The 21078-nt window shown below is 64.3% G+C and carries 16 protein-coding genes; 9 read left to right on the forward strand and 7 right to left on the reverse strand.

All coding sequences use genetic code 11. From position 1 onward, the window contains the following. Window positions 1-249: 249 nt before the first annotated feature. The 6 genes from B5X78_RS12975 to B5X78_RS13000 all read left to right on the forward strand — a co-directional run bounded on the left by B5X78_RS12975 (window position 250) and on the right by B5X78_RS13000 (window position 10242). A complete protein-coding gene (locus tag B5X78_RS12975) occupies window positions 250-3246 on the forward strand; it encodes a TonB-dependent receptor (RefSeq protein WP_079724942.1) in 2997 nt (998 codons plus the stop codon). Window positions 3247-3538: 292 nt separating this feature from the next. Beyond that, window positions 3539-6553, forward strand: coding sequence for a TonB-dependent receptor (locus B5X78_RS12980; RefSeq protein WP_176140859.1), 3015 nt, complete (start codon window positions 3539-3541; stop codon window positions 6551-6553). A 68-nt stretch (window positions 6554-6621) separates the two neighbouring features. Beyond that, window positions 6622-8184 carry a tetratricopeptide repeat-containing sulfotransferase family protein gene (locus B5X78_RS12985; protein ID WP_079724944.1) on the forward strand — a complete coding sequence of 521 codons (1563 nt, stop codon included), beginning with the start codon at window positions 6622-6624 and terminating at the stop codon, window positions 8182-8184. 85 nt (window positions 8185-8269) lie between these two features. Further along, complete coding sequence (locus B5X78_RS12990; protein WP_079724945.1) at window positions 8270-8860, forward strand: RNA polymerase sigma factor; 591 nt, start codon at window positions 8270-8272, stop codon at window positions 8858-8860. Continuing rightward, on the forward strand, window positions 8857-9333 hold the full coding sequence (locus B5X78_RS12995) for a hypothetical protein (protein ID WP_079724946.1): 477 nt from the start codon (window positions 8857-8859) through the stop codon (window positions 9331-9333). The genes B5X78_RS12990 and B5X78_RS12995 overlap by 4 nt, the downstream gene beginning before the upstream one ends. Window positions 9334-9351: 18 nt before the next feature. After that, window positions 9352-10242, forward strand: coding sequence for a DUF4097 family beta strand repeat-containing protein (locus B5X78_RS13000; protein WP_079724947.1), 891 nt, complete (start codon window positions 9352-9354; stop codon window positions 10240-10242). Window positions 10243-10319: 77 nt separating this feature from the next. Here the strand turns inward: B5X78_RS13000 and B5X78_RS13005 are convergent, their stop codons facing one another. Together B5X78_RS13005 and hslO are read right to left on the reverse strand one after the other, a co-directional pair. Then, window positions 10320-11159: an XOO1806 family protein gene (locus B5X78_RS13005; protein WP_176140914.1), complete on the reverse strand. Its 840-nt coding sequence runs from the start codon at window positions 11157-11159 to the stop codon at window positions 10320-10322. A gap of 152 nt (window positions 11160-11311) precedes the next feature. After that, window positions 11312-12253 (reverse strand): Hsp33 family molecular chaperone HslO, encoded by a 942-nt coding sequence (hslO, locus tag B5X78_RS13010; protein WP_079724949.1) that lies wholly within the window; start codon window positions 12251-12253, stop codon window positions 11312-11314. A gap of 36 nt (window positions 12254-12289) precedes the next feature. On the opposite strand from hslO, the gene mtgA reads away from it, so the two are divergent. Genes mtgA through B5X78_RS13025 form a run of 3 tightly spaced genes read left to right on the forward strand, consistent with a single transcriptional unit; the run spans window position 12290 to window position 14492 of the window. Next, window positions 12290-13051: a monofunctional biosynthetic peptidoglycan transglycosylase gene (gene mtgA, locus B5X78_RS13015; protein ID WP_079724950.1), complete on the forward strand. Its 762-nt coding sequence runs from the start codon at window positions 12290-12292 to the stop codon at window positions 13049-13051. 9 nt (window positions 13052-13060) lie between these two features. Further along, window positions 13061-14104, forward strand: coding sequence for a glycosyltransferase family 2 protein (locus B5X78_RS13020; protein ID WP_079724951.1), 1044 nt, complete (start codon window positions 13061-13063; stop codon window positions 14102-14104). After that, window positions 14064-14492, forward strand: coding sequence for a CBS domain-containing protein (locus tag B5X78_RS13025; RefSeq protein WP_079724952.1), 429 nt, complete (start codon window positions 14064-14066; stop codon window positions 14490-14492). The genes B5X78_RS13020 and B5X78_RS13025 overlap by 41 nt, the downstream gene beginning before the upstream one ends. Before the next feature lie 9 nt (window positions 14493-14501). Here the strand turns inward: B5X78_RS13025 and B5X78_RS13030 are convergent, their stop codons facing one another. From B5X78_RS13030 to B5X78_RS13050, 5 genes are all read right to left on the reverse strand, one after another. Further along, on the reverse strand, window positions 14502-16466 hold the full coding sequence (locus tag B5X78_RS13030; RefSeq protein WP_079724953.1) for an AsmA family protein: 1965 nt from the start codon (window positions 16464-16466) through the stop codon (window positions 14502-14504). 88 nt (window positions 16467-16554) lie between these two features. Next, window positions 16555-17253 carry a PAQR family membrane homeostasis protein TrhA gene (gene trhA / locus B5X78_RS13035; RefSeq protein ID WP_079724954.1) on the reverse strand — a complete coding sequence of 233 codons (699 nt, stop codon included), beginning with the start codon at window positions 17251-17253 and terminating at the stop codon, window positions 16555-16557. A 44-nt stretch (window positions 17254-17297) separates the two neighbouring features. Beyond that, window positions 17298-18902, reverse strand: a complete 1605-nt coding sequence (locus B5X78_RS13040; RefSeq protein WP_079724955.1) for a peptide chain release factor 3 — start codon at window positions 18900-18902, stop codon at window positions 17298-17300. Window positions 18903-18969: 67 nt separating this feature from the next. Beyond that, entirely contained in the window at window positions 18970-19893 is a 924-nt protein-coding gene (locus tag B5X78_RS13045; protein ID WP_229730725.1) for a peptidoglycan DD-metalloendopeptidase family protein, read from the reverse strand. Next, the gene (locus tag B5X78_RS13050) at window positions 19890-20984 is read right to left on the reverse strand and encodes an NHL repeat-containing protein (RefSeq protein ID WP_176140860.1); all 1095 of its coding nucleotides are present in this window, start codon (window positions 20982-20984) and stop codon (window positions 19890-19892) included. The genes B5X78_RS13045 and B5X78_RS13050 overlap by 4 nt, the downstream gene beginning before the upstream one ends. Window positions 20985-21078 lie beyond the last annotated feature (94 nt).

The following is a 21078-nucleotide window of genomic DNA, read 5'->3' on the forward strand; positions in this document are numbered from 1 at the left end:
TTCATGGGGAACAGCGGCCATGTGAAAGGGGGGCATCCCGGCCACTAGGCGTGAATTTCTTGTCTACGTGCACAGCCAAATCACTGATATATAAGGATATTTTCTAGTCAGAGTGTAATTTACATTCCGCTCATCTCCGTAAAACTTACGTTATTCTTCGGTCACCAGGCGTTTAACTTCGCGCCTGCCATTCGATTCGGGGATGCACGTTCCTGGTCTTCAATATTTGACACGAGAGAGAGAGCACTGATGACTACCCACAAGGGTCGTAACTATTGGTCGGCGGGCGTCAAACGCACCGCGCTGAGCCTCGCACTGACTGCCTGCTTCGCGGGCGGCGTGCAAGCGCAATCGAACACCTCGGGCTCCGTTTTCGGTACGGCTGCGAGCGGCGACACCATTACTGTCGTCAACACCCAGACCGGCCTGAGCCGTACCGTCACGGCCAATGCTGATGGCACGTACCGCGTCTCTGCACTGCCGGCCGGTGACTACAAAGTCACCCGTTCGAGCGCTGCAGGCGAATCCAGCGAGCGGACTACGCGCGTCAACACGGGCGCCGGCGCCAATGTGTCGTTCGTGACGGCTGCTGCTTCGTCCGAAACCAGCAATCTCGACGCCGTGACTGTCATCGGTGCCTCGGCCGTCAACCCGATCGACGTTTCCTCGGTCGAGTCGGTCACCATCCTGACCGAAGCCCAGATCGATCGCATCCCCGTGCCGCGCAGCGTCACCAACGTCGCACTGCTGGCACCGGGCACCGTGCGCGGCGACGGCCGCTTCGGCAACCTGGCATCGTTCGGTGGTTCGTCGGTCGCTGAAAACGTCTACTACATCAACGGTTTCAACGTCACCAACATCGTCAACGGTCTCGCCTTCTCGGAGCTGCCGTTCGAAGCCATCCAGGAACAGCAAATCAAGACCGGCGGCTACGGCGCTGAATTTGGCCGTTCGCTGGGCGGCGTGATCAACATCACCACCAAGCAAGGTACGAACGAGTGGAAGGCCGGCGCCAACGTCTTCTACAGTCCCGATTCGCTGGCCTCCGGCACGCCGCTGGCCTACGACCCCGAGCGCGATGGCAGCTACCGCATTGTCGACACTGACTCCAAGAAGGACTCCGTGGTCTACAACGTGTATGGCGGCGGTCCGCTGATCAAGGACCGCCTGTTCTTCTTCGGCCTGTTCCAAGGCACAAAGGAAGACGAAATCCTGAACTATGCCGCCGGCCATGACAGCAGCACGCTGGACTCGCCGCAGGGCCTGGTGAAGTTGGACTGGTACATCAGCGACAACCACCGTCTTGAATTGACCGCGTTCCGTGACAAAGAAGTCACCGACGGCATCACCTACAGTCGCGCAGACGGCGACTTCACGATTGGTGGGGGCACCCGCACCGGTACATTCCGCACCGAGACGGGTGGCGACAACTACATCGGCCGTTGGACCGGTTACATCACCGAGAACCTCACCCTGTCGGCCCTGTACGGCAAGGGCAAGTACTCGCGCGGTGAAGTCAATTCCAACGCCGCCGATTGCCCGGTTGTCATCGACGTCCGCAGCAGCGGCACGCCGCCGCTCGGCGCCAGCGGTTGCTGGGTCGGTACCGGCGTGGTCGGTATTCCCGATGCAGGTGACGAGCGCACTGCATGGCGCTTCGACGGTGAGTGGGTGCTGGGCGACCACACCGTCCGCTTTGGTCTGGACGACGAAACCTTCGAAACCGTCGACGGCAGCGAGTACTCGGGTGCAGGCTACTGGCGCTATCTGAATGCGTCTCCGGGTGCACGTCTGGCGAACGGTGCCATCGTGCCGGACGGCGTGACCGAAGTCGTCCGCTTCCGCTACTTCGGTAACGGCGGCAACTTCGAAACCCAGAACAGCGCGTGGTACCTGGAAGATACCTGGCAGATCACCGACACCCTGAACCTGTACGGCGGCATCCGCAACGAATCGTTCAAGAACCTCAATTCGAACGGCGGTGCATTCGTCGACATCAAGGACACCTGGGCGCCGCGCCTTGGCTTCTCGTGGGACGTCAACGGCGACTCGACCTTCAAGGTCTTCGGTAATGCTGGTCGCTACTACATCCCGGTCTATTCCAACACCAACGTCCGACTGGCTGGTGCCGAACTTGATTACCAGGAGTTCTACACCTTCTCCGCGATTGATCCGGTGACCGGTGTTCCGACCCTGGGAACCGAAATCGGCACGCGCTCGTACACCAGCAGCGGTGAAGTCCCCGATCCGCGCGCCGTGGTCGACAACGATCTGGACCCGATGTACCAGGATGAATACATCGCTGGCATCCAGTTCCAGCTGGCTCCCAACTGGACCGCAGGCGTACGTGCGATCTATCGCGAGCTGAAGTCGGGCATGGACGATATCTGTTCGGGTGACGGCGCTGAAGCCTGGGCTTTGCAGAACGGCTACAGCGAAGATCAGGCTGGCGCCATCGCCGAAGCCCTGAGCCACTGCTTCCTGACCAACCCGGGCCAGAATCTCTCGGCCAATGTTGATCTGGATGGCACCGGTGAGCTGTCGGTGGTCAACATCCCGGCTACGGCAATCGGCATTCCGGAAGCCAAGCGCAAGTATTCGGCCCTTGAGTTCATGCTGGAAAAGGCGTGGGACAACAAGTGGTTCATGTCAGCTTCGTATACCTTCGCCAAGAGCAAGGGCAACACCGAAGGCTACGTCAAGTCTGATAATGGCCAGGGCGACGCAGGCATCACCCAGGACTTCGACTATCCGGGTCTGATGGACGGTTCCTACGGCTACCTGCCGAACGATCGTCGCCACAGCTTCAAGCTGTTCGGTGCGTACGCTCTGACCGACGAACTGCGTATCGGTGCCAACCTGCTGGTGCAGAGCGGTCGTCCGGTCAACTGCTTCGGTATCTACCCGGCAGACGGCCCGGATCAGCACGCGTCCGGCTACGGCGTGGCTTCGTTCTACTGCGGCGCCAATGGCAGCTACGACTACGCCAACAGCCTGCACCCGCGTGGTACCTCCGGCCGCGTGCCGTGGGTGCGTACGCTGGATCTGCAGTTGGCCTATGAGCCGCAGTGGGCTCCGGGTCTGAACTTCCGCATCGACGTCAACAACGTTCTCGACAGCGACGACTACTATCGCGTCCAGGACAACTGGGACGCCGGCGCGGGCGAGAAGATTTACGACTACAAGAATCCGCGTGGCTTCGTCGCCCCGCGTAGCGTGATGTTCTCGATTGGCTACGACTTCTAATAGCTGCTCGAATTTGTAGATGAGTCAGAGGGCCGCCATGGCGACATGGCGGCCCTTTTTTGTGCAACACAGCATGAAACGTTCACTTATTCTTTACAAATCAGAACGTAATTGTAATTTTGTAATTTTTCGTAAAGAAGGTCTTACGCTCTGCGCGACCGGCTCGCCGGTTAACAAGGTGTTAATTATCCGGGATTACCCGGAGGCCCATAAGTCCTGAGCGGAGAGAGCGCAGATGGCAAGTAACAAACGAAACTGTTTTTCCAAGCATGCAAAACGCACTGCGCTTAGCTTGGCGCTAGGTGCATGTTTCATCGGTGGTGTTCACGCGCAATCCAATACGGCCGGCGCCATCGCAGGTCGTGCCTCGGCCGGCGATACGATCACGATCACCAGCCCGAGTACCGGCTTCACCCGCACCGTGACGGTCGGCGCCGACGGCACCTTCCGCTTCTCCGCGCTGCCCACGGGCCAGTACACCGTCACCAGCAGTGCCGGTGGCAGTCGCAACGTTGCAGTCAATGTGGGTACGGCAGCGAATGCCGATTTTGTGTCTGCAGTCGCGAGTGGTGGTGGCGCCACCACGCTCGACGCCGTGCAGGTCGTGGGTACGGGTTTCATCAATCCCATCGACGTCACTTCGGTGGAATCCAACACCATCCTGACCGCAGAGCAGATCGCCAAGATTCCCGTGCCGCGTGACACCACCAGCGTTGCGCTGCTGGCTCCGGGCACCGTGCGTGGTGATGCTGCGTTCGGCAACCTGGCTTCGTTCGGTGGCGCATCCGTCGCCGAAAACCAGTACTTCATCAACGGCTTCAACATCACCAACTCGTTCCGCAGTCTGAACTTCTCGCAGGTGCCGTTTGAAGCCATCGCCGAACAGCAGATCAAAACCGGCGGCTATGGCGCGGAATTCGGTCGCTCGCTCGGCGGCGTAGTCAACCAGGTCACCAAGCGCGGCACCAATGAGTTCCACGCTGGCGCCAACATTTTCTACACGCCGGAAAGCCTGACCGCCAATACCGACAACATCTACCTGCGCAACGGCACCCTGCGCCAGGACAATTCGCGTGATGAAGGCTGGGCGGCTACGGCGGCCGTATGGGCCAGCGGTGCGCTGATCAAGGACACCTTGTTCGCCTACGCGCTGCTGCAGTACGGCAAGACCGAAAACGATGCCTGGGGCAACGTCCTGTCGCCCAACAACACCAACACCAAGGTCAAGAATCCGAACTGGCTGTTGAAGATGGACTGGCGCATCAATGACAGCAACCTGCTGGAATTGACCGCCTTCTCCGACAAGCAGAAGACGGACATCGACACCTACGTCAATCCGCTCGGCCAGGTCGCACGTGAAGACTACATCGGCACGCTGAAGAACGAGCAGGGTGGTGAAAACTACGTGCTCAAGTACACGGGCTACTTCACCGACAATCTGACCTTCTCGGCATTGGCTGGCCACGGCGAATTCTCGCGTGCGCAGAAGCTGATCACCGCCGATGGCCAGAACATCAGCTACAGCGGCGACCTGAACCAGACGCTGGGTGGTTGCCCCTTCATCCTGGACGTGCGTCCGGTCTATCGCCGCGACATCACCGGTGCGTACTACAGCCGATGCAACGTGGCGGCTGGCGCGCTGTTGCAGCGTGACGATTCCAAGGACACCCGCGATCAGTTCCGCATCGACGTGGACTGGCAGCTGGGTGATCACTTGCTGAAATTCGGCTACGACCTGGACGATTACGAGTCCGTGGCCGGCCAGGCGAACGAAGGCGGCCTGCTGTGGCGCTATTCGACCATCGATCCCACCCCGCTGCTACCGGCTTCGGGTGACGAGTTCGACGTCGTCCGTCAGCAGACCACCACGTCCGGCGCCGTGCTGGAAGTCAAGCAGCGCGCGTTCTACATCCAGGACAGCTGGAACGTCACCGACACGTTCATCGCTTACCTGGGTCTGCGTTGGGACACGTTCGAAAACATCAACGGTTCCGGTCAGAGCTACGTGAAGATCGACAACCAGTTTGGTCCGCGTCTGGGCTTCTCGTGGGACGTCAACGGCGATTCGACCTTCAAGCTGTTCGGTAATGCCGGTCGCTACGCCCTGCCGCTGACTCCGAGCGTGGCCTTGCGTGGCGCCAGCGCCTCGGTGTTCACCCGCCGCACCTGGAACTTCACCGGTGTGGATCCCGTCACTGGCGAACCCGTCCTCGGTACGCCGCGCAACAACATCTCCTACCTCAACGGTGAAGATGGTCGTGGCAAGGATCCGCTGACGATTGCTTCCAAGAACCTCGATCCGCAGTACCAGGACGAGTACATCCTGGGCTTCCAGGCGGCGCTCACCCAGAACCTGAGCCTGGGCATGCGCGGTATTTACCGCGAGTTGAAGGCGGCGATCGACGACAACTGCGACTACACCGCCATCATGGACGCAAACGGCCTGACCCCCGACGAAGATGGCGTGTGGCGTAATGCCGACGGTCGTGCCGCCAACATCCCGGGTCCGGGCTTCCCGTACTGCCGCATGTTCAACCCGGGTGAGGACGCGGTGTTCGTCACCGATCTCTACGGCGACGGCAACTACGTCACCAACACGATTGAAGGCTCGCGTCTGAGCCCGAAGGCCAAGCGTACCTACTCGGCCCTGGAAATCTTCGTGGACGGCAGCTGGGACAAGTTCTTCCTGCAGGGTTCGTACACCTACGCCAAGAGCAAGGGCAACACCGAAGGCGGCGTGAAGTCGGACATCGGTCAGGCGGACACCAACGTCACCCAGGACTTCGACTACATCGAGCTGACCGAGAACACCTTTGGTTATCTGCCCAACGATCGCCGCCACAGCTTCAAGCTGTTCGGCAACTACGAGATCAGCGACGAGTGGTCGGTCGGCGGCAACCTGCTGGTGCAGTCGGGTCGTCCGTACAACTGCCTGGGCGTGCTGGATCGCGATCCCAACCGCGAACCCGGCGATCCGCCGAGCCAGCCGCGCCCGATTGGTACGTACAACCCGCATCCGTACGGTGCCTCGTTCATGCGCTGCAACAACGTCCCGGTACCTCGTGGTACGGCCGGACGTCTGCCGTGGACGACGAACTTCGACTTGAACATTGCCTACCGTCCGTCGTTTGCCGAAGGCCTGCAGTTCAAGGTCGACGTGTTCAACCTCTTCGATACGCAGAAGACGATCGGCGTCAACGAAGTGGCGGAAGATCCGGTGTCGGGCCTGCCGGTGGAGACCTACCTGTCGGCGGCTGCGTTGCAGGCGCCTCGCACGGTTCGCTTCATGGTGCAGTACGACTTCTGATCCACTGCGTCACGCAAGACAGGGCGGCCACCTTCGGGTGGCCGCTTTTTTTTGCGTATCATTTGTCAATGACCGTTTCGATCGTAGAGTTGAGCCGCCAGGCAGAGCAGTTCGCGGGCCAGCGTGACTGGGATCGCGCCAAGGCCGTTTACCACGCCATCCTGGCGCAGCAGCCGCAGCACGCGGCCACCCTGGTGCAGCTTTCCTACGTGGAATCGTTGCAGGGCCACTACCGCGCCGCGCACGATTACGCCTTGCACGCCGTCCAGGCCCATCCGCGCGACCTGGACGTGGTGGCGGAGCTGGTCAAGCGGCTGCGCACCTTCAACGAAGCCGAGGCATTGCACGCGCTGCTGGCGAGGCTGGGGCCAACCGACCGCATTCCTATCCCCTTGCTGATCGCGCTGGCCGCGCAGCTGAGTTATCTCAACGAGCAGGACAAGGCGCTGGCGCTGTTGGACGAAGCCAAGCGTGGTGATCCCGACTACCCACCCACCTTGCTGGCGCGCGCGCAGGTGCTGACCTACCTGGGCCGCTTCTCCGGTGCCGAGCAGGATCTGCAACATTGCCTTCGACGCGCCCCGGACATCGCCCAGGGCTGGTGGCTGATCTCGCGCCTGCGCAAGCAGAGCAGGGACGCCAACCACATCGATCGCCTGCGTCGCCTGCTGGCCATGCCGGGGCGGCGCGCCGAGGATGTCGCGATGCTCGGCATGTCCCTGCACAAGGAACTGGACGACATCGGTGACTACGCCGGTGCCGGCGAAGCGCTGAGCCTGGCCTGCCGCGCCAAGCGCTCCACGCTGAAGTACGACAGCGACGAATCGCGGCGCCTGGTCGATGCGCTGATTGCGTTGCCGGTGGCCAAGCCGGTGGTGCTACCTGACGATGCGCCGGCCCGCACGCCGTTGTTCATCCTGGGCATGCATCGCTCCGGCACCACCTTGCTCGAACAATTGCTGGACGGCCATAGCCAGGTCCATGGCGTGGGCGAACTCTACGACTTCACCAGCCAGATGCGCTGGGCCACCGATTACCATTGCCGCGGCGTGATCGATGAGACCCTGGTGCGCCGCGCCCATGCTGGCGTGGATTTCGCCAGCGTCGGCGCGGGCTATCTGCGCAAGATGGAATGGCGGCTGGACGCGCGGCCCTGTTTCACCGACAAGCTGCCGTCCAACTTCCTCAATATCGGTTTCATCTGCCAGGCGCTGCCGCAGGCGCGCATCCTGCACATGGTGCGCGACCCGGTGGAGATCTGTTTCTCCAATCTGCGCGAGTTGTTCTCCGACGCCAACCCGTACTCGTACGACCAGCGCGAGCTGGCGCTGTATTACCGCCAGTACGAGCGCCTGATGGCGCATTGGAAGCAGGCGTACCCGGGGCGGATACTCGACGTGGATTACAGCCGCCTGACCCGCGACACCGAAGCGGTCCTGCGCGAGGTCAGCGATTTCTGCGGCTTGCCGTTCGAACCGGCGATGTTGGCCTTGCAGGACCGCAAACGCGGCGTGGCCACCGCCAGCGCGGTGCAGGTGCGCAACCAGGTGGTGGCGCTGGAGAAGCCCAAGTGGGCGCCCTACGAAAGCTACCTGCAGCCCCTGACCCAGACCCTGGCCAACCCGGGCTGACCGCGTTTTACCCGGGCCCCGACGGGCCTGATGCCGCTGCCGGATCGGCCTTAAACCTTTCCGGCGATCCCCACATCCAAGGGATATGCTCAACGCCGCCGTGACCGATCTGATGCCCGACGCCGCCGCCACCACGGCCGCCGAAACCGACCACTCGCTGGTGCGGTTGGCCATTGGCGGCGACATGCAGGCCTTTGAAGCCATCTACCGCCGCCACGCCAGCCGCATCCACGGCGTGATTCTCAGGCTGGTAGGCGGGCATGGCGTACGCGCCGAGGACCTGACCCAGGAAGCCTTTGTGCGCGCGTGGCAGGCGCTGCCCAAGTTCCGCTTTGAGAGCGCATTCGCCACCTGGCTGCACCGGCTGGCGGTCAACACCGCCTTGATGGAACTGCGCACCCGCCGCGCCCAGCCGCTGTTCGACGACGACGAAGAGCGCCTGGACGACCTGGGCCTGGCCGACTCGGCGGGACAGAACACCGCCCTGACCATGGACCTGGAACGCGCCGTCGCCACCTTGCCGCCACGCGCGCGCGCGGTGCTGGTGCTGTACGACGTGGAAGGCTGGAAACACGAAGAAATCGCCAGCGAATTGGGCATGGCGGTCGGCAGCTCCAAGGCGCAACTGCATCGTGCGCGCCAGCTGCTGCGCGAAAGATTGGGAGAACCTGCATGAACCAGAATGACGAATCGTTGCGTTGGAAGCTGCGTGGCCTGCGCCAGGATCAACCGCCCGCGCGGGATCTATGGCCGGACATCAGCGCCCGTATCGCCCAGCTTCCGCCGCGACAGGAAGAAGCCCCGCTGCAACGCCTGTCCGGCGTGCGCCGCTTCGCCCCTTGGGCCATGGCCGCTTCGCTGGTGCTGACCGTGGGGCTGGCCTGGCAGGCCACCCGGGTGGCGCCGCAAGATCCGGTCATTCCGCGCGAGGCGGCATCGCTGACCCGCGACTACCAGGGCGCATTGGCGCAGATGCAAGGCGCCGAAGCCCATCCGGAATTCGGCGTCGCCCTGCAGGAGCTGGATCGCAGCGCCGCGCAGATCCGCGCGGCCATCGATCACGATCCTAACGCCATGTTCCTGCTGGAACAGTTGCGTCGTACCTATGCCAAGCGGCTGGCGCTGACCCAGCGCGCGGTCATGAGCTGAAATCCCAAGGAGCCTGTCATGCGTGCCATTCCGACCTCACTGCTGTACCTGTCCCTGCTGGTGGCCTTGCCGGCCCTGGCTGGCACGCCGATCAACGAAAGTCGTCCGCTGGACGCGCGCGGTCGCATTGAAATAAGCAACGTCAAAGGACGCATCCAGGTCCGTGCCTGGGACAAGCCCCAGGTCAAGGTGACCGGCACCCTGGGCGATGGCGTGGAGCGCCTGCGGGTGGAAGGCGATGAGGAAAATCTCAGCGTCGTGGTGGAGTACCCGCAGAACAACTGGGGCGGCAAGGCCGGCCCCACCGATCTGCAGCTGATGGTGCCGTTGCGGGCCGAGCTGGATATCAGCTCCGTGGCGGCTGACGTGGATGTCGAGGGCGTGGCCTCCGGTGAGCTTTCCATCGACGCAGTCAGCGGTTCGGTGAAGGCGGTCGGTGCGCCACGATCGGCCGACGTCAATTCGGTCAGCGGCAGCCTGGATCTGGTGTTGAACAGCGCCGACGTGGAAGCACAGACGGTCAGCGGCGACTTGAAGTTGCGCGGACGCCTCAACGGTGAGGTCAGCGCAGAAACGGTCTCCGGCGGCATCGAGCTGGTGGTCAACAACGAACGCCTCCGCGAATTGACCGCCAATACCGTCAGCGGCAGCATCCGGGTCACCACCGGACTGGCGCAGCGCGGCGAAATCCAGATGGAGACGGTCAGCGGGGATGTGCTGCTGATCTTGCCGAAGGACTTGTCGGCGCAGGTGCGCGGCGAGACCTTCAGCGGCGACCTGCGAGCCACCGGGGTGACCATCGAGAAGCGCCGCGGACCCGGCGCCAGCTTCCAGACCCGCTACGGCAGCGGCGAAGGCGACATCCGGATCGAGACCTTCTCGGGCAATGCCGAGGTGCGGCTGCAGTGAGTCTTGGGCAGTGACAGCAAGAAGAAAGCCGCGCAATGCGCGGCTTTTTTCTTGGGCGGTCCGCTCGCGTGGGCCGCTCAGAGATCCTGTTCGTAGCGCACGTAGGGCACGGTGCCTTCGTCGGCGGCGTCGTTGCTCAACGAGAAGGGATTCTTGCCGCGGCTGATCACGTTTTCCGCACCCACCGTCAGCTGGCCGCTCCAGGGCATGCGCCAGGTCACGCCCAGGCCCAGGCCTTCCCACTTGCCGGGCTGGCCGGGCACATCGACCACGCGGCCGATGATGTTGGCGCTGAAGGGGCCGTAGCCGCCACCGACGCTAATGCTCTTGCTGTTCCAGCGATCGGCCAGCGCGGGCAGGTCAGAGGCGGGGACCAGGCGCGCCTTGGCCACGGTGCCGCCAATCGAGACAAAGCCTTCGCGACCGATGTTCTTTTCGCCGAAGACGGCCAGGTCGTTCTGTTCGATGCGGTTGCCGGCGCTGCGGCCCGGCGACAGCCAGGCGGGCAAGGTGTCACGGCCGGTACCGGCGGACAGGCCCAGGCGGCCCCCCGGTCGGTTGAGGGTGGTGCCGACGCTCAGGCGCTGGCTGCCATTGGCGCTGGTGTAGTCGTCGTCCATCGCCGCCAGCATGCAGTGGCTGGCCAGGTTGCCGATGTTGCCGACGATACCGCTCTGGCGGTTGCAGACCAGGCCGAGCGAATCGCCGGCGTCCAGCCCGAAGGCGGCGTCCAGGGTGTTGCGTCCAAAGCGCCAGCGGGCGCCTGCGGTGGCTTCACCAGTGGGTTCCAGCAGCAGCACGGCTTCGACCTTGCCGCTGGTGTTGTTGAAGATGGGCAGGGCGGTGGCGTTGCTGCGCTCGGCCTTCTGCGCCTTGCTCTGCGCAGACGCGCCCGTCGCTACGCCCAGGGCGAGCAGAACGGCTAGCGGTAGTCGCAGATTTCGCAGTTTCATGGCTCGCTTCAGACCCCGGATCAGATTTCGGAGTTCCCCTCCCGAAGGGGAACTGATGCTATGCCGTTTATGTTTCTTTAACAAGTCCCCGCGCCAACTTCAGCCCACACTACACCTTACTGAAGCCTTGCTGGCGCCTCTAATCCGACAGACGGAAGGGCAAAGAGTTCCCGGATCTGATTGGTATCGAACTGGTATTTCTGCCCACAAAACTCACAACGGACCTCGGCCACGCCATCGGCCAAGGCGGCCGTGGCTTCTTCTTCCCCCAGCGACTGCAGCATCGCGGCCACCCGCTCGCGCGAACAGGAACAGCCGAAATGCAGGCTACGTTCGGCCATGCGCTCGGGGGCTTCCTCATGGAACAGGCGGTGCAGGAGCTGGTGCGGCTCGGTCGCCAGCAGCTCTTCCTCGCCCAGGGTGTCGAACAGGGCGCCCGCGCGGTTCCAGCCATCGGCATCGCCTTCGTCGCCGGGCAGCTTCTGCAGCATCAGCCCGGCGGCCCGCTGGCCGTCGGTGGCCAGCAGCAGGCGCGTGGGCAACTGCTCGGACTGGCGGAAGTAGTCCTCGAACGCCTCGGCCAGGGTCGGCGATTGCAGGCCCACCAGGCTCTGGTAGCGCTGGGGTTCGCGCGGGTCCAGGCCCGGGTTCTCGATGGTGATGGCCAGCAGGGCGTCGTCGCCCAGGCTGCTCAGATCCCGCGGCGCATCGCGGCCTTCTTGCAACTGGGCGATGCCGCGCAACTGCCCGGCGGCCGTGCATTCGGCAAACAGCGCACGCAGCGGCCCGCTGCTGCGCAGTTGCACCGACAGGCGTCCGTCCACCTTGGTGTGGCCGGTGAACAACACCGCCGCCGTGCAGGCCTGGCCCAGCAGTTCGGCAGCGGCCGGCGGATAGTGCTGGTGCGAGAGCAGTTCGCGCCAGCTGGCATCCAGGTGCACCAGCACGCCGCGCACACCGGCCCGGGGCAAGAGGAAACGGATCTGCAGGTCGGATTCGGTGCTGGTGTTCACGGGTACCTCGTGGTTCGGGTGCAGGAGAAGTGGCCGCCTCGGCATAATGCGGCCCTTCACTGAGAAAGGATGAGGCAAACGATGGGGGCAGATCCGGCCTTCCTCAAGACGGCGACCACGGCCGCGCGGCCCCGGCGTCGCCGCTGGCTGCGCTGGCTGCTGGCATTGCCCTTCCTGTTTGCCGCAGCCAGCGTCCTGCAGGTGGCGGTGTTGCGCTTCGTCGACCCGCCGCTGTCTGCCTTCATGGTCGCCCGCCAGCTGGAAGCCTGGGGCCAGGGCGATTGGGGCTTCCGGCTTTCCTATGCCTGGCGGGACCTGGACAAGATTGCACCGAGCCTGCCGGTGTCGGTGGTGGCGGCGGAGGACCAGAACTTTGCCGAGCACAGCGGCTTTGACTTCAAGGCCATCGAAAAGGCCCGCGTCCACAACGCCAAGGGCAAGCGCACCCGCGGGGCCAGCACCATCAGCCAGCAGGTGGCCAAGAACCTGTTCCTCTGGCAGGGCCATAGCGCGCTCACGCGCTGGCCGCGCAAGGCGGTGGAAGCCTGGTACACCGTGTTGATCGAAACTCTGTGGCCGAAGAAGCGCATCCTGGAAATGCATGTCAACGTGGCCGAGTTCGGTGATGGCATCTACGGCGCGCAGGCCGCCGCACGGCATTTCTGGGGCAAGGATGCGGCGCGATTGAGCCCGCTGGAAAGCGCACGCCTGGCCGCGGTGCTGCCGGCGCCAAGGCGCTACAGTGCCAGCAAGCCGGGCCCGTACGTGCAGCGGCAAAGTGCGCGCATCCAGCGGCAGGTGCGGCAGATTGGCGGCACGGCTTACCTGACCACGCTGGACTGAGGAGGTCGCATGTCGCAGCCGCAGCTCACCATCGTCGTCGCCGCGCACAACGAAGCGCGCGCGCTGCCGCTCCTGCATCCGCGCCTGGCCGCCACGCTCGATGGCATCAAGCAGATGCGTTGCCGCGTGCTGTACATCGACGATGGCAGCACCGATTCCACCTGGCAGGTGCTGCAACATCTGGCCGCGCAGGACGAGCGGGTCGGCTTGCTGCGCTTGTCGCGCAACTTCGGCAAGGAAGCGGCGCTGACCGCGGGCCTGGATTTCGTCGACGAAGGCGCGGCCCTGTTGCTGGATGCCGATGGCCAGGATCCGCCCGAGCTGATTCCCCGCTTTATCGAACTCTGGCAGGCCGGTTACGACAACGTGCATGGCACGCGCAGCCAGCGCGATGGCGACGGCTGGCTCAAGCGGACCACCGCGCATGCCTTCTATCGTGTGATCGGGCGGCTGTCCAAGACCCCGATACCCGCCGACACCGGCGACTTCCGCCTGCTCTCGCCACGCGCCCTGGCCGCGTTGCGGCAACTGCGCGAACGCCATCGTTTCATGAAGGGCCTGTTCGGTTGGGTCGGATATCGTCAGACCGCCATCGAATACCACCGCGCGCCGCGCCTGGCCGGCGACAGCAATTTCGGTTTCTGGAAGTTGTGGAACTTCGCCCTGGAAGGCATCACCAGTTTCTCCACCGCGCCCCTGCGCGCCGCCACCTATCTGGGTGTGATGACCGCGTTGCTGGCCTTCGTGTTCGCCGTGTGGGTGGTGGTCAAGGCGCTGCTGTGGGGGGATGCGGTGGCGGGCTGGCCCACGATGATGACGGTCATCCTGTTCCTGGGGGGCGTGCAGTTGGTGGCACTGGGCCTGATCGGCGAATACCTCGGCCGGCTCTACGAGGAATCCAAGCAGCGTCCGCTTTATCTGGTGGACGTGTGGCAACCCGCGGCGGCAGGAGTATCCTTGCCCCAGCCGGGACATGCCCATGTCGGGCCCTTGGCTCCGGAAGGAGACAGCCATGCGCACGGTTCGCCATCTGCTGGGTTCGAAGAACGCTGAAGTCTTTGCGGTATCGCCGGATGATTCGGTGCTCGACGCCATCAGGCTGATGGCGCAGAAGAGCGTAGGCGCCGTGCTCGCCATGCAGGGCGCGCGCTTGAGCGGCATCGTTTCCGAACGCGACTACGCCCGCAAGATCGTCCTGCAGGGCCGCTCCTCGGCCAATACGCCGGTGCGCGACATCATGACCTCCAAGGTGATCACCGTGGGCCTGAGCGACAGCGTGGATCGCTGCATGCAGATCGTCACCGAACACCGCATCCGCCATCTGCCCGTGGTCGAAGGCGACCGCGTCTTGGGCGTGATCTCGATTGGCGACCTGGTCAAGGCGGTGATCGAGGATCAGCAGGTCGAGCTGGATCAGCTGCAGCGCTATATCGCCAGCTGACGGCCTCGGCTACTTGGCGTACTCGCCGCCGCATTGCGGCGCATCTTTGCCCGGGCCCAGTTCCAGCGTGGCCAGCAGGGCGGCCGGCGGCGCGATGCTGCCCAGCACCAGCGCGGTGGCGCCGCGCAGGCCCAGGCGCTTGAAGTCCGGGCGGAACGACGGATCACTGAAGGTGCCGCCCACCACCAGCGGCGAGCGCAATGACAGGATGCTGCGATCCTTCGGGCGCGGGCGCAGTTCCAGGTCCAGGGTTTCGTCCTTCAGGCTGATCTGGCCCTTGCCGACAATGATCGTGTCGGTGGAATCAAAGGCCAGCGCACGCGTGGTCATCACGCCATCCTTGACCGCGAAGTCGCCGAAGGCGCAACGCACCGGCACGGTCTTGTCCTTGGTCACCAGGAACTTGAGCGATTCGGCGATATCCAGGCCGGCCAGTTCCATCAGCAGGTTGCTGATCTGTCCATGGCCCATGCCCACGCCAATGTCGCCATTGGCGCTGCCCAGGATCTGCGCAATCGAGTTGCCGCTGCCGGTAATGGCGATGTCGCCGCCAATCCGCCCGATAGCATCCTGGGTCAGTTTGACGTTGGGAAACAGCTTGCCCAGGTTGAGCTTGCGCACCGCGATGTTGGCGCGCGTGCGGATGATCTGCTCACGCGCATCCATGCGGATGGTCGAACGGATATCGCCGTCGGCCACGCCGAAGTTCAGCGGCTCCAACCGCAGCAGGCCGGCGTCCAGCAATAGGTGCGCATCCATGTCGTCAATCGGCAGGCTCGGCGCATTGATGCGCTGGGCCTTCCAGCGCACATCGGCGTCCATGGCGCGTAGCTTGGTCAGGTTGTAAGGCGTATCAGGCAACACCTTGCCATCGGCATCGAGCTTGGCCGCTTCGGCTTTCTGTTGCGGATTGGCGGTTTCATCACCGCCGGTCTGCGGCGGCGCGCCGACAAAGCCGGCCAGGTCATCGAAGTCCAGGCGCTTGGAGATCAGGTCGGCTTTCAGCAAGGGGCGATCACGCCCGACGGTCACGCTGGCCGAGCCGCCCAGATCGCTATCGCCGACCACGCCGGTGAATTTGTCGTAATGCCAGGTGTTGCCGTCGCGGGTGAAGCGACCATCCAGCTTGTAGGGTGGCGTGGAAGGAATGGCAATGCCCAGCAGCGGATACAGGTCTTCCATGTCCTGGCCGGCCAGCATCAACTGCAGGTTGAAATCGCGCAGGCGCAATGGGTCCAGCAGGGTGCCTCGCGCATGCGCCCGGGTGGCACCAGCGCGTGCCTTCAGATCAATCGTGTACGGGTTGTCGGTGTCCTGCAGTGCCAGCGGCGACTCGGCGCGGCCTTCCAGGCTGAAGGCCTCTCCGGTCCAATGGCCCTTGCCCTGGATGTCCACGGGCGGCGCACTGTCATCGGCACCGCGCGCGACACTGTTGAGGCGGATGTCGATGTCGGTTTTCTTGGCCGCATCGAAGAACTGCAGGCGCCCATCCTCGATCCACAGCTTGCGGAAGCTCAAGTCCGTGTCGCCGCCGCTTTCGCCAAACACCCAATTGCCGCTGCCTTCCGGGCCGGTTTCCAGACGCAGCTGCGGACGCACCAGGCGGATCTCGGGGATGCGCACTTCGCGCTTGAAGATCAGCGGAAACACCTCGATGCTCATCTGCGCTTTCTGCGCCGCCGCCATCGTCGGTTCCTTCGACCAGGTGGCATTGCCGAACTGCAAGGCGTCGGCGCGGATCACGGTGACCCGCCCCAGGTCCACGTCCAGATCGCCATGGATATGGAATTCACGGCCGGTGCGCGCGCTGACCTGACGCTCAATCGGGCCCTTGAACCAGTTCCAGTCCCAGAAAATGATCAGCAGGGCGATCGCCACCGCGATCACGCCGAGGATGATGCTGGTGCGGTGCGAGGGGCGGCGCCAGCGGAAGCGCTGGCGAGGCGTGGTCGGCGCGGCGGGAACGCTGTTCATGATTCCACTCTAGCCAGCGCATGTGTTGACGGTGCGCGAAGGCCAGGTCAAGGAATCAGCGGTATTGCCGCTGCGGTTCAGCCAGCAGTCAAATGCTCGACAGTCGTGGTCGCAACACCTGTTCGGTGACGGCGATGTAGTGGCAGACGCTGCCGGCGATCACGAACAGGTGCCAGATGGCGTGCGAATAGCGGATCGATTCGCGGTGATAGAAGTACGTGCCCAAGGTGTAGAAAACGCCGCCGGCCAGCAGCCAGCCCAGCGTCCATGCATCCAGCGAAGTGAGCAGCGGCTTGATCGCGACGATGACCAGCCAGCCCATCACGATGTAGATGATGGTCGACAGCAATTTGAAGCGGCCGGTGTAGAACAGCTTGAAGATCACCCCGGCGATGGCGATCGTCCAGATCGCGGCGAACAGGCTGTAGCCCCAGGCGCCGCGCAGGCCGATCAAGGTAAACGGGGTGTACGAGCCGGCGATCAGCAGGTAGATCGCGCAATGGTCGAAGACCTTGAGCCGGCCCTTGGCGACCGGATGCTGGATCGCGTGATAGAGCGTGGAGGCGGTGTACAGGAGCAGCAAGGTCACGCCAAACACGATGGATGCGCCCAACTGCCAGCCGTCGCCGTGGATTGCCGCCAACGTGATCAGCACGGCGCCACCGGCCAGCGCCGCCGCCGCGCCCAGGCCGTGGGTCACGGCGCTGGCGATTTCATCGCGGATATCGACCAGATGGTCGGCGCGCTTGCGATTGCGCAGGGTCTGGAAGGAGGAGGGGTCGCTCATGCGGCCACGTTACCGCAACGCAACACGGCTTGCATGAAGCGCGGTCATCCCAGCTCCACGCTGTGCGCATGCTCGCGAGTGGCCCGGAACTCGACTGCCGGTGCACGTTCCTGCGCCAGCTGCAGGTTGACCCGGGTCGGCGCCAGGTAGACCAGCTGGCCGGCCGCATCCAGCGACAGGTTCATGGCGTTCTTGTCGCGGAATTCCTCGAGCTTCTTGGCATCGCTGCAATGGATCCAGCGCGCCGTGGCCACGCTGACGTTCTCGAAGCTGGCGTCCACGCCGTATTCGTCCTTCAACCGGTAAGCGACCACGTCGAACTGCAGCATGCCGACCGCGCCCAGGATCAGGTCATTGCTCATCAGCGGGCGGAAGAACTGGGTGGCGCCTTCTTCACTGAGCTGGGCCAGGCCCTTCTGCAACTGCTTGAGCTTGAGCGGGTCGCGCAGGCGCGCGCGGCGGAACAGTTCCGGGGCGAAGTTGGGAATGCCGGTGAAGCTGATCGCCTCACCTTCGCTGAAAGTGTCGCCGATCGAAATGGTGCCGTGGTTGTGGATGCCGATCACGTCACCGGGATACGCCTCGGCCGCAATCTCTCGATCGCTGGCCATGAAGGTCAGCGCATTGGCCAGCTTGACCTCCTTGCCGGTGCGCACGTGGTAGGCCTTCATGCCGGCTTCGAAACGACCGGAACACACGCGCATGAACGCCACGCGGTCACGGTGCTGCGGATCCATGTTGGCCTGGATCTTGAACACGAAGCCGGTGAGCTTGTTTTCCTCCGGCGCCACCACGCGGCCGGTGGTCGCGCGCGGCTGCGGCGAGGGCGCGTGTTCGACAAAGAAATCCAGCAGCGGCTGCACGCCGAAGTTGTTGACCGCCGAGCCGAAAAACACCGGCGTCTGCCTGCCTTCGCGATAAGCCTGCAGGTCGAACGCGTGCGAGGCGCCCTGCACCAGTTCCAGTTCATCGCGCAGGTTGGCCAGCATCTCGCTGCCGATGCGCGCCTCCAGCTGCGGATCATCGAGCGAGGCGAAGATGGTGGAATCCTGGCGGGTGAAGTTGCGCCCGGGCTCGTACAGATGCACTTCGCCGCTGACCAGGTGCACCACGCCCTTCAGACGGCTGCCCATGCCGATCGGCCAGGTCACCGGCGCACACTGGATGCCGAGCACGCGCTCGACTTCATCGAGCAGGTCGATCGGCTCGCGGCCTTCGCGGTCGAGCTTGTTGATGAAAGTCATGATCGGCGTGTCGCGCAGCCGGCAGACCTCCATCAGCTTGATGGTGCGTTCTTCCACGCCCTTGGCGACGTCGATCACCATCAGCGCCGAGTCCACCGCGGTCAGCACGCGGTAGGTGTCTTCGCCGAAGTCGGCGTGGCCGGGGGTGTCGAGCAGGTTGACGATCTTGTCGTCATAGGGGAACTGCATCACCGAGGAGGTGACCGAGATGCCGCGCTCCTTTTCCAGCGCCATCCAGTCGGATGTCGCGTGGCGGGCGGCCTTGCGTCCCTTCACCGAACCGGCCATCTGGATCGCGCCGCCGAACAGCAGCAGCTTTTCGGTCAGCGTGGTCTTGCCGGCGTCAGGGTGGGAAATGATGGCGAAGGTGCGGCGGCGCGCGGCTTCGGTGGCGACTTCAGACATGGCGACGGCGCCCGCGCGGGCGCTGGGGGTGAAAGGAGGTGCGCGATTATAGCGGGTCCGGCCTGGGTTACTTCGGGAACTGCAACTGGCCCAGCGGCCCGAACATGCGGAACGGGATCGAGGCTAGCGCCATGCCGCGGTTGGCCTGGACCACGAAATGCAGGTGCGGGGCGGTGCTCAGGCCGGTATTGCCTGACAGCCCGATGCGCTGGCCCTTGCGCACGTACTGGCCTTCACGCACCTGCACCCCCTCCGGCTTGAGGTGGGCGTACAGGGCCATGGTGCCGTCGCCATGCAGGATGCGGATGAAGTTGGCGCGGCCGCCGTACTTTTCCTTGTTCAGGCCGGCCTTGTCGAAGTCCGACTCCACCTGCATGACCATGCCTTCGCGCGCGGCCAGGATCGGCGTGCCCACCGGTACCGCGAAGTCCACGGCGTAGCGGTTCTGCGCATCGTTGTGGCTGAAGCTGCCGCCGGGGCCCTGATCCACCCGCACCCGGCCGTAATCGAACGGCAGCCGGTAGTCGTAATCCTGGGCGACACCGTTGGGATCGCCGGGCAGGCTTTCCAGCGCCAGGTCGAAATCGCCGCCCTTGAGTGGGTCGCTCATCATGATGTCGGCCACCAGCAGGCTGCTGCGTGCCGGCACCACTGCGGTGGCGGGCAGGGCCGGGCGCGCGCTGACATTGCGCTGGCGACGGAAATCCAGCCGCACTTCCACCGGCCCATGCAGCAGGTTGTCGGCCCAGGCCTGGTAGCGCAGGCCGCTGCGCTCCAGCCGCAGGCGCACAAAGGCCGAGGGCGAATTGCGGAAACGCAGCACGTCGACGTCTGCATCCACCAGCGCATCGGCCGGCGGCGGCTGGTCACCGTATTGGGTGTAGCCCTGCTTGTCCTTCCAGCGATACAGCCGCGCGGCCTGTCCGGGCATCGAGCTGGCAAGCAGCACGATGGCAAGCAGCACGAGCGCGGCGGTGCGGGGCAGGTTCACGGCACGCAATCATTGCCGAGCTTGAGCGCGCTGGCGACATCGCGCAGATCGAAGGCCGCCAGCGACTGATCGTTGTGCAGCACGAACAGCGCCCCGTTCGGGAATCGCGCCGTGGCGGCCGCGTACAGGGTCTCGCCATCGGTATTGGCCACCTGCTCGCCGCGGAAGATGCCGCGCGGCGCCAGGCTGGCGCGGTCGAAGACGCGGAACAGGGTGGGGGTCAGCTGGTCCACCGCGATCCAGTAGCCGTCCTGCGCGCTGCACGCCCACAGCGCCACGCCTTCGGCATCGGCGTCAAAGCGGGGCAGGCTGAAGTGGCGATACTCCCCGGACAGGCTGTAGTCGCGCAGGGTGGATCCGACGCGGCGATCTTCATCGGCAATCAACAGACGGTTGTGGGTGGGATCGCCGGCGATGGACTCGACCATGCGCAGTGCCCCTTCCGCGTTGGTGGCGCCGAAGCTGTTGCGCAGGCGGGCGTGGACGGCGCCCTGCGCATCGCGGCTGACCCGGAACACCTTGACCCGCTCATTGAGCTCGGCCATCGGCGGCAACTGGCCGGTGCGGAAGTCGGCCATGAAGCTGTCGGTGACGAACAGGTCCAGCTCGCCCGGCGCAACCTCTTCCAGCCACAGGCCGTAGGGCACCTTGAGTTCCTGCTCGCCCAGCACGGCCAGCGGTGTGAAGTCGGGCAGCTGCAGCACCTGGACGCGGTGATTGTCGCGTTCGGCCACGAACAGCAGGTCGCCAAAGACGGCAATGCCGTTGGGGCGGTTGAACTGGCCCGGGGCCTGGCCCTTTTCGCCAAAGGTGCGCAGGCGCCGACCGTCGTCGGCGTCGTAGACCGCCAGGCGGTGGCTGGATTTGGCCGTGGCGATCAGCCAGACATGCCCGTCTTCGGTCGGCCAGGCCGCCACCGAATCGAGCTCATCGGCCGCCACGGGTGCGGAGATCCAGGCCTCCGTGACCATCGCATCGACCTGGCTGACCGGGGCGGGGGCGGGCGGCCGCGATGCATGCGGACGGGATGGAGTGGCGGCACAGCTGGCGAGCAGGGCGGCGCAGGCGCCAGCCAAAAGCAAATTCCTCATTTCACAAATTATGCGGGATGGCTCACGTCGCGGGGAGGGGGCAGGGCACAAATCCATCGCTCCATCCGAATAAAGCGATTGACACTGCCCGAAT

The organism is Pseudoxanthomonas indica, from assembly GCF_900167565.1.
Taxonomy (GTDB): Bacteria; Pseudomonadota; Gammaproteobacteria; order Xanthomonadales; family Xanthomonadaceae; genus Pseudoxanthomonas_A; species Pseudoxanthomonas_A indica.

What these genes read in the sequence shown, in the direction of transcription:
- B5X78_RS12975 (WP_079724942.1), top strand. Translation starts at nt 250, where the DNA reads ATGACTACCCACAAGGGTCGTAACTATTGGTCGGCGGGCGTCAAACGC.
- B5X78_RS12985 (WP_079724944.1), top strand. Translation starts at nt 6,622, where the DNA reads ATGACCGTTTCGATCGTAGAGTTGAGCCGCCAGGCAGAGCAGTTCGCG.
- B5X78_RS12990 (WP_079724945.1), top strand. Translation starts at nt 8,270, where the DNA reads ATGCTCAACGCCGCCGTGACCGATCTGATGCCCGACGCCGCCGCCACC.
- B5X78_RS12995 (WP_079724946.1), top strand. Translation starts at nt 8,857, where the DNA reads ATGAACCAGAATGACGAATCGTTGCGTTGGAAGCTGCGTGGCCTGCGC.
- B5X78_RS13000 (WP_079724947.1), top strand. Translation starts at nt 9,352, where the DNA reads ATGCGTGCCATTCCGACCTCACTGCTGTACCTGTCCCTGCTGGTGGCC.
- hslO (WP_079724949.1), bottom strand. Translation starts at nt 12,253, where the DNA reads ATGCCGAGGCGGCCACTTCTCCTGCACCCGAACCACGAGGTACCCGTG.
- mtgA (WP_079724950.1), top strand. Translation starts at nt 12,290, where the DNA reads ATGGGGGCAGATCCGGCCTTCCTCAAGACGGCGACCACGGCCGCGCGG.
- B5X78_RS13020 (WP_079724951.1), top strand. Translation starts at nt 13,061, where the DNA reads ATGTCGCAGCCGCAGCTCACCATCGTCGTCGCCGCGCACAACGAAGCG.
- B5X78_RS13025 (WP_079724952.1), top strand. Translation starts at nt 14,064, where the DNA reads ATGCGCACGGTTCGCCATCTGCTGGGTTCGAAGAACGCTGAAGTCTTT.
- B5X78_RS13030 (WP_079724953.1), bottom strand. Translation starts at nt 16,466, where the DNA reads ATGAACAGCGTTCCCGCCGCGCCGACCACGCCTCGCCAGCGCTTCCGC.
- trhA (WP_079724954.1), bottom strand. Translation starts at nt 17,253, where the DNA reads ATGAGCGACCCCTCCTCCTTCCAGACCCTGCGCAATCGCAAGCGCGCC.
- B5X78_RS13040 (WP_079724955.1), bottom strand. Translation starts at nt 18,902, where the DNA reads ATGTCTGAAGTCGCCACCGAAGCCGCGCGCCGCCGCACCTTCGCCATC.
- B5X78_RS13050 (WP_176140860.1), bottom strand. Translation starts at nt 20,984, where the DNA reads ATGAGGAATTTGCTTTTGGCTGGCGCCTGCGCCGCCCTGCTCGCCAGC.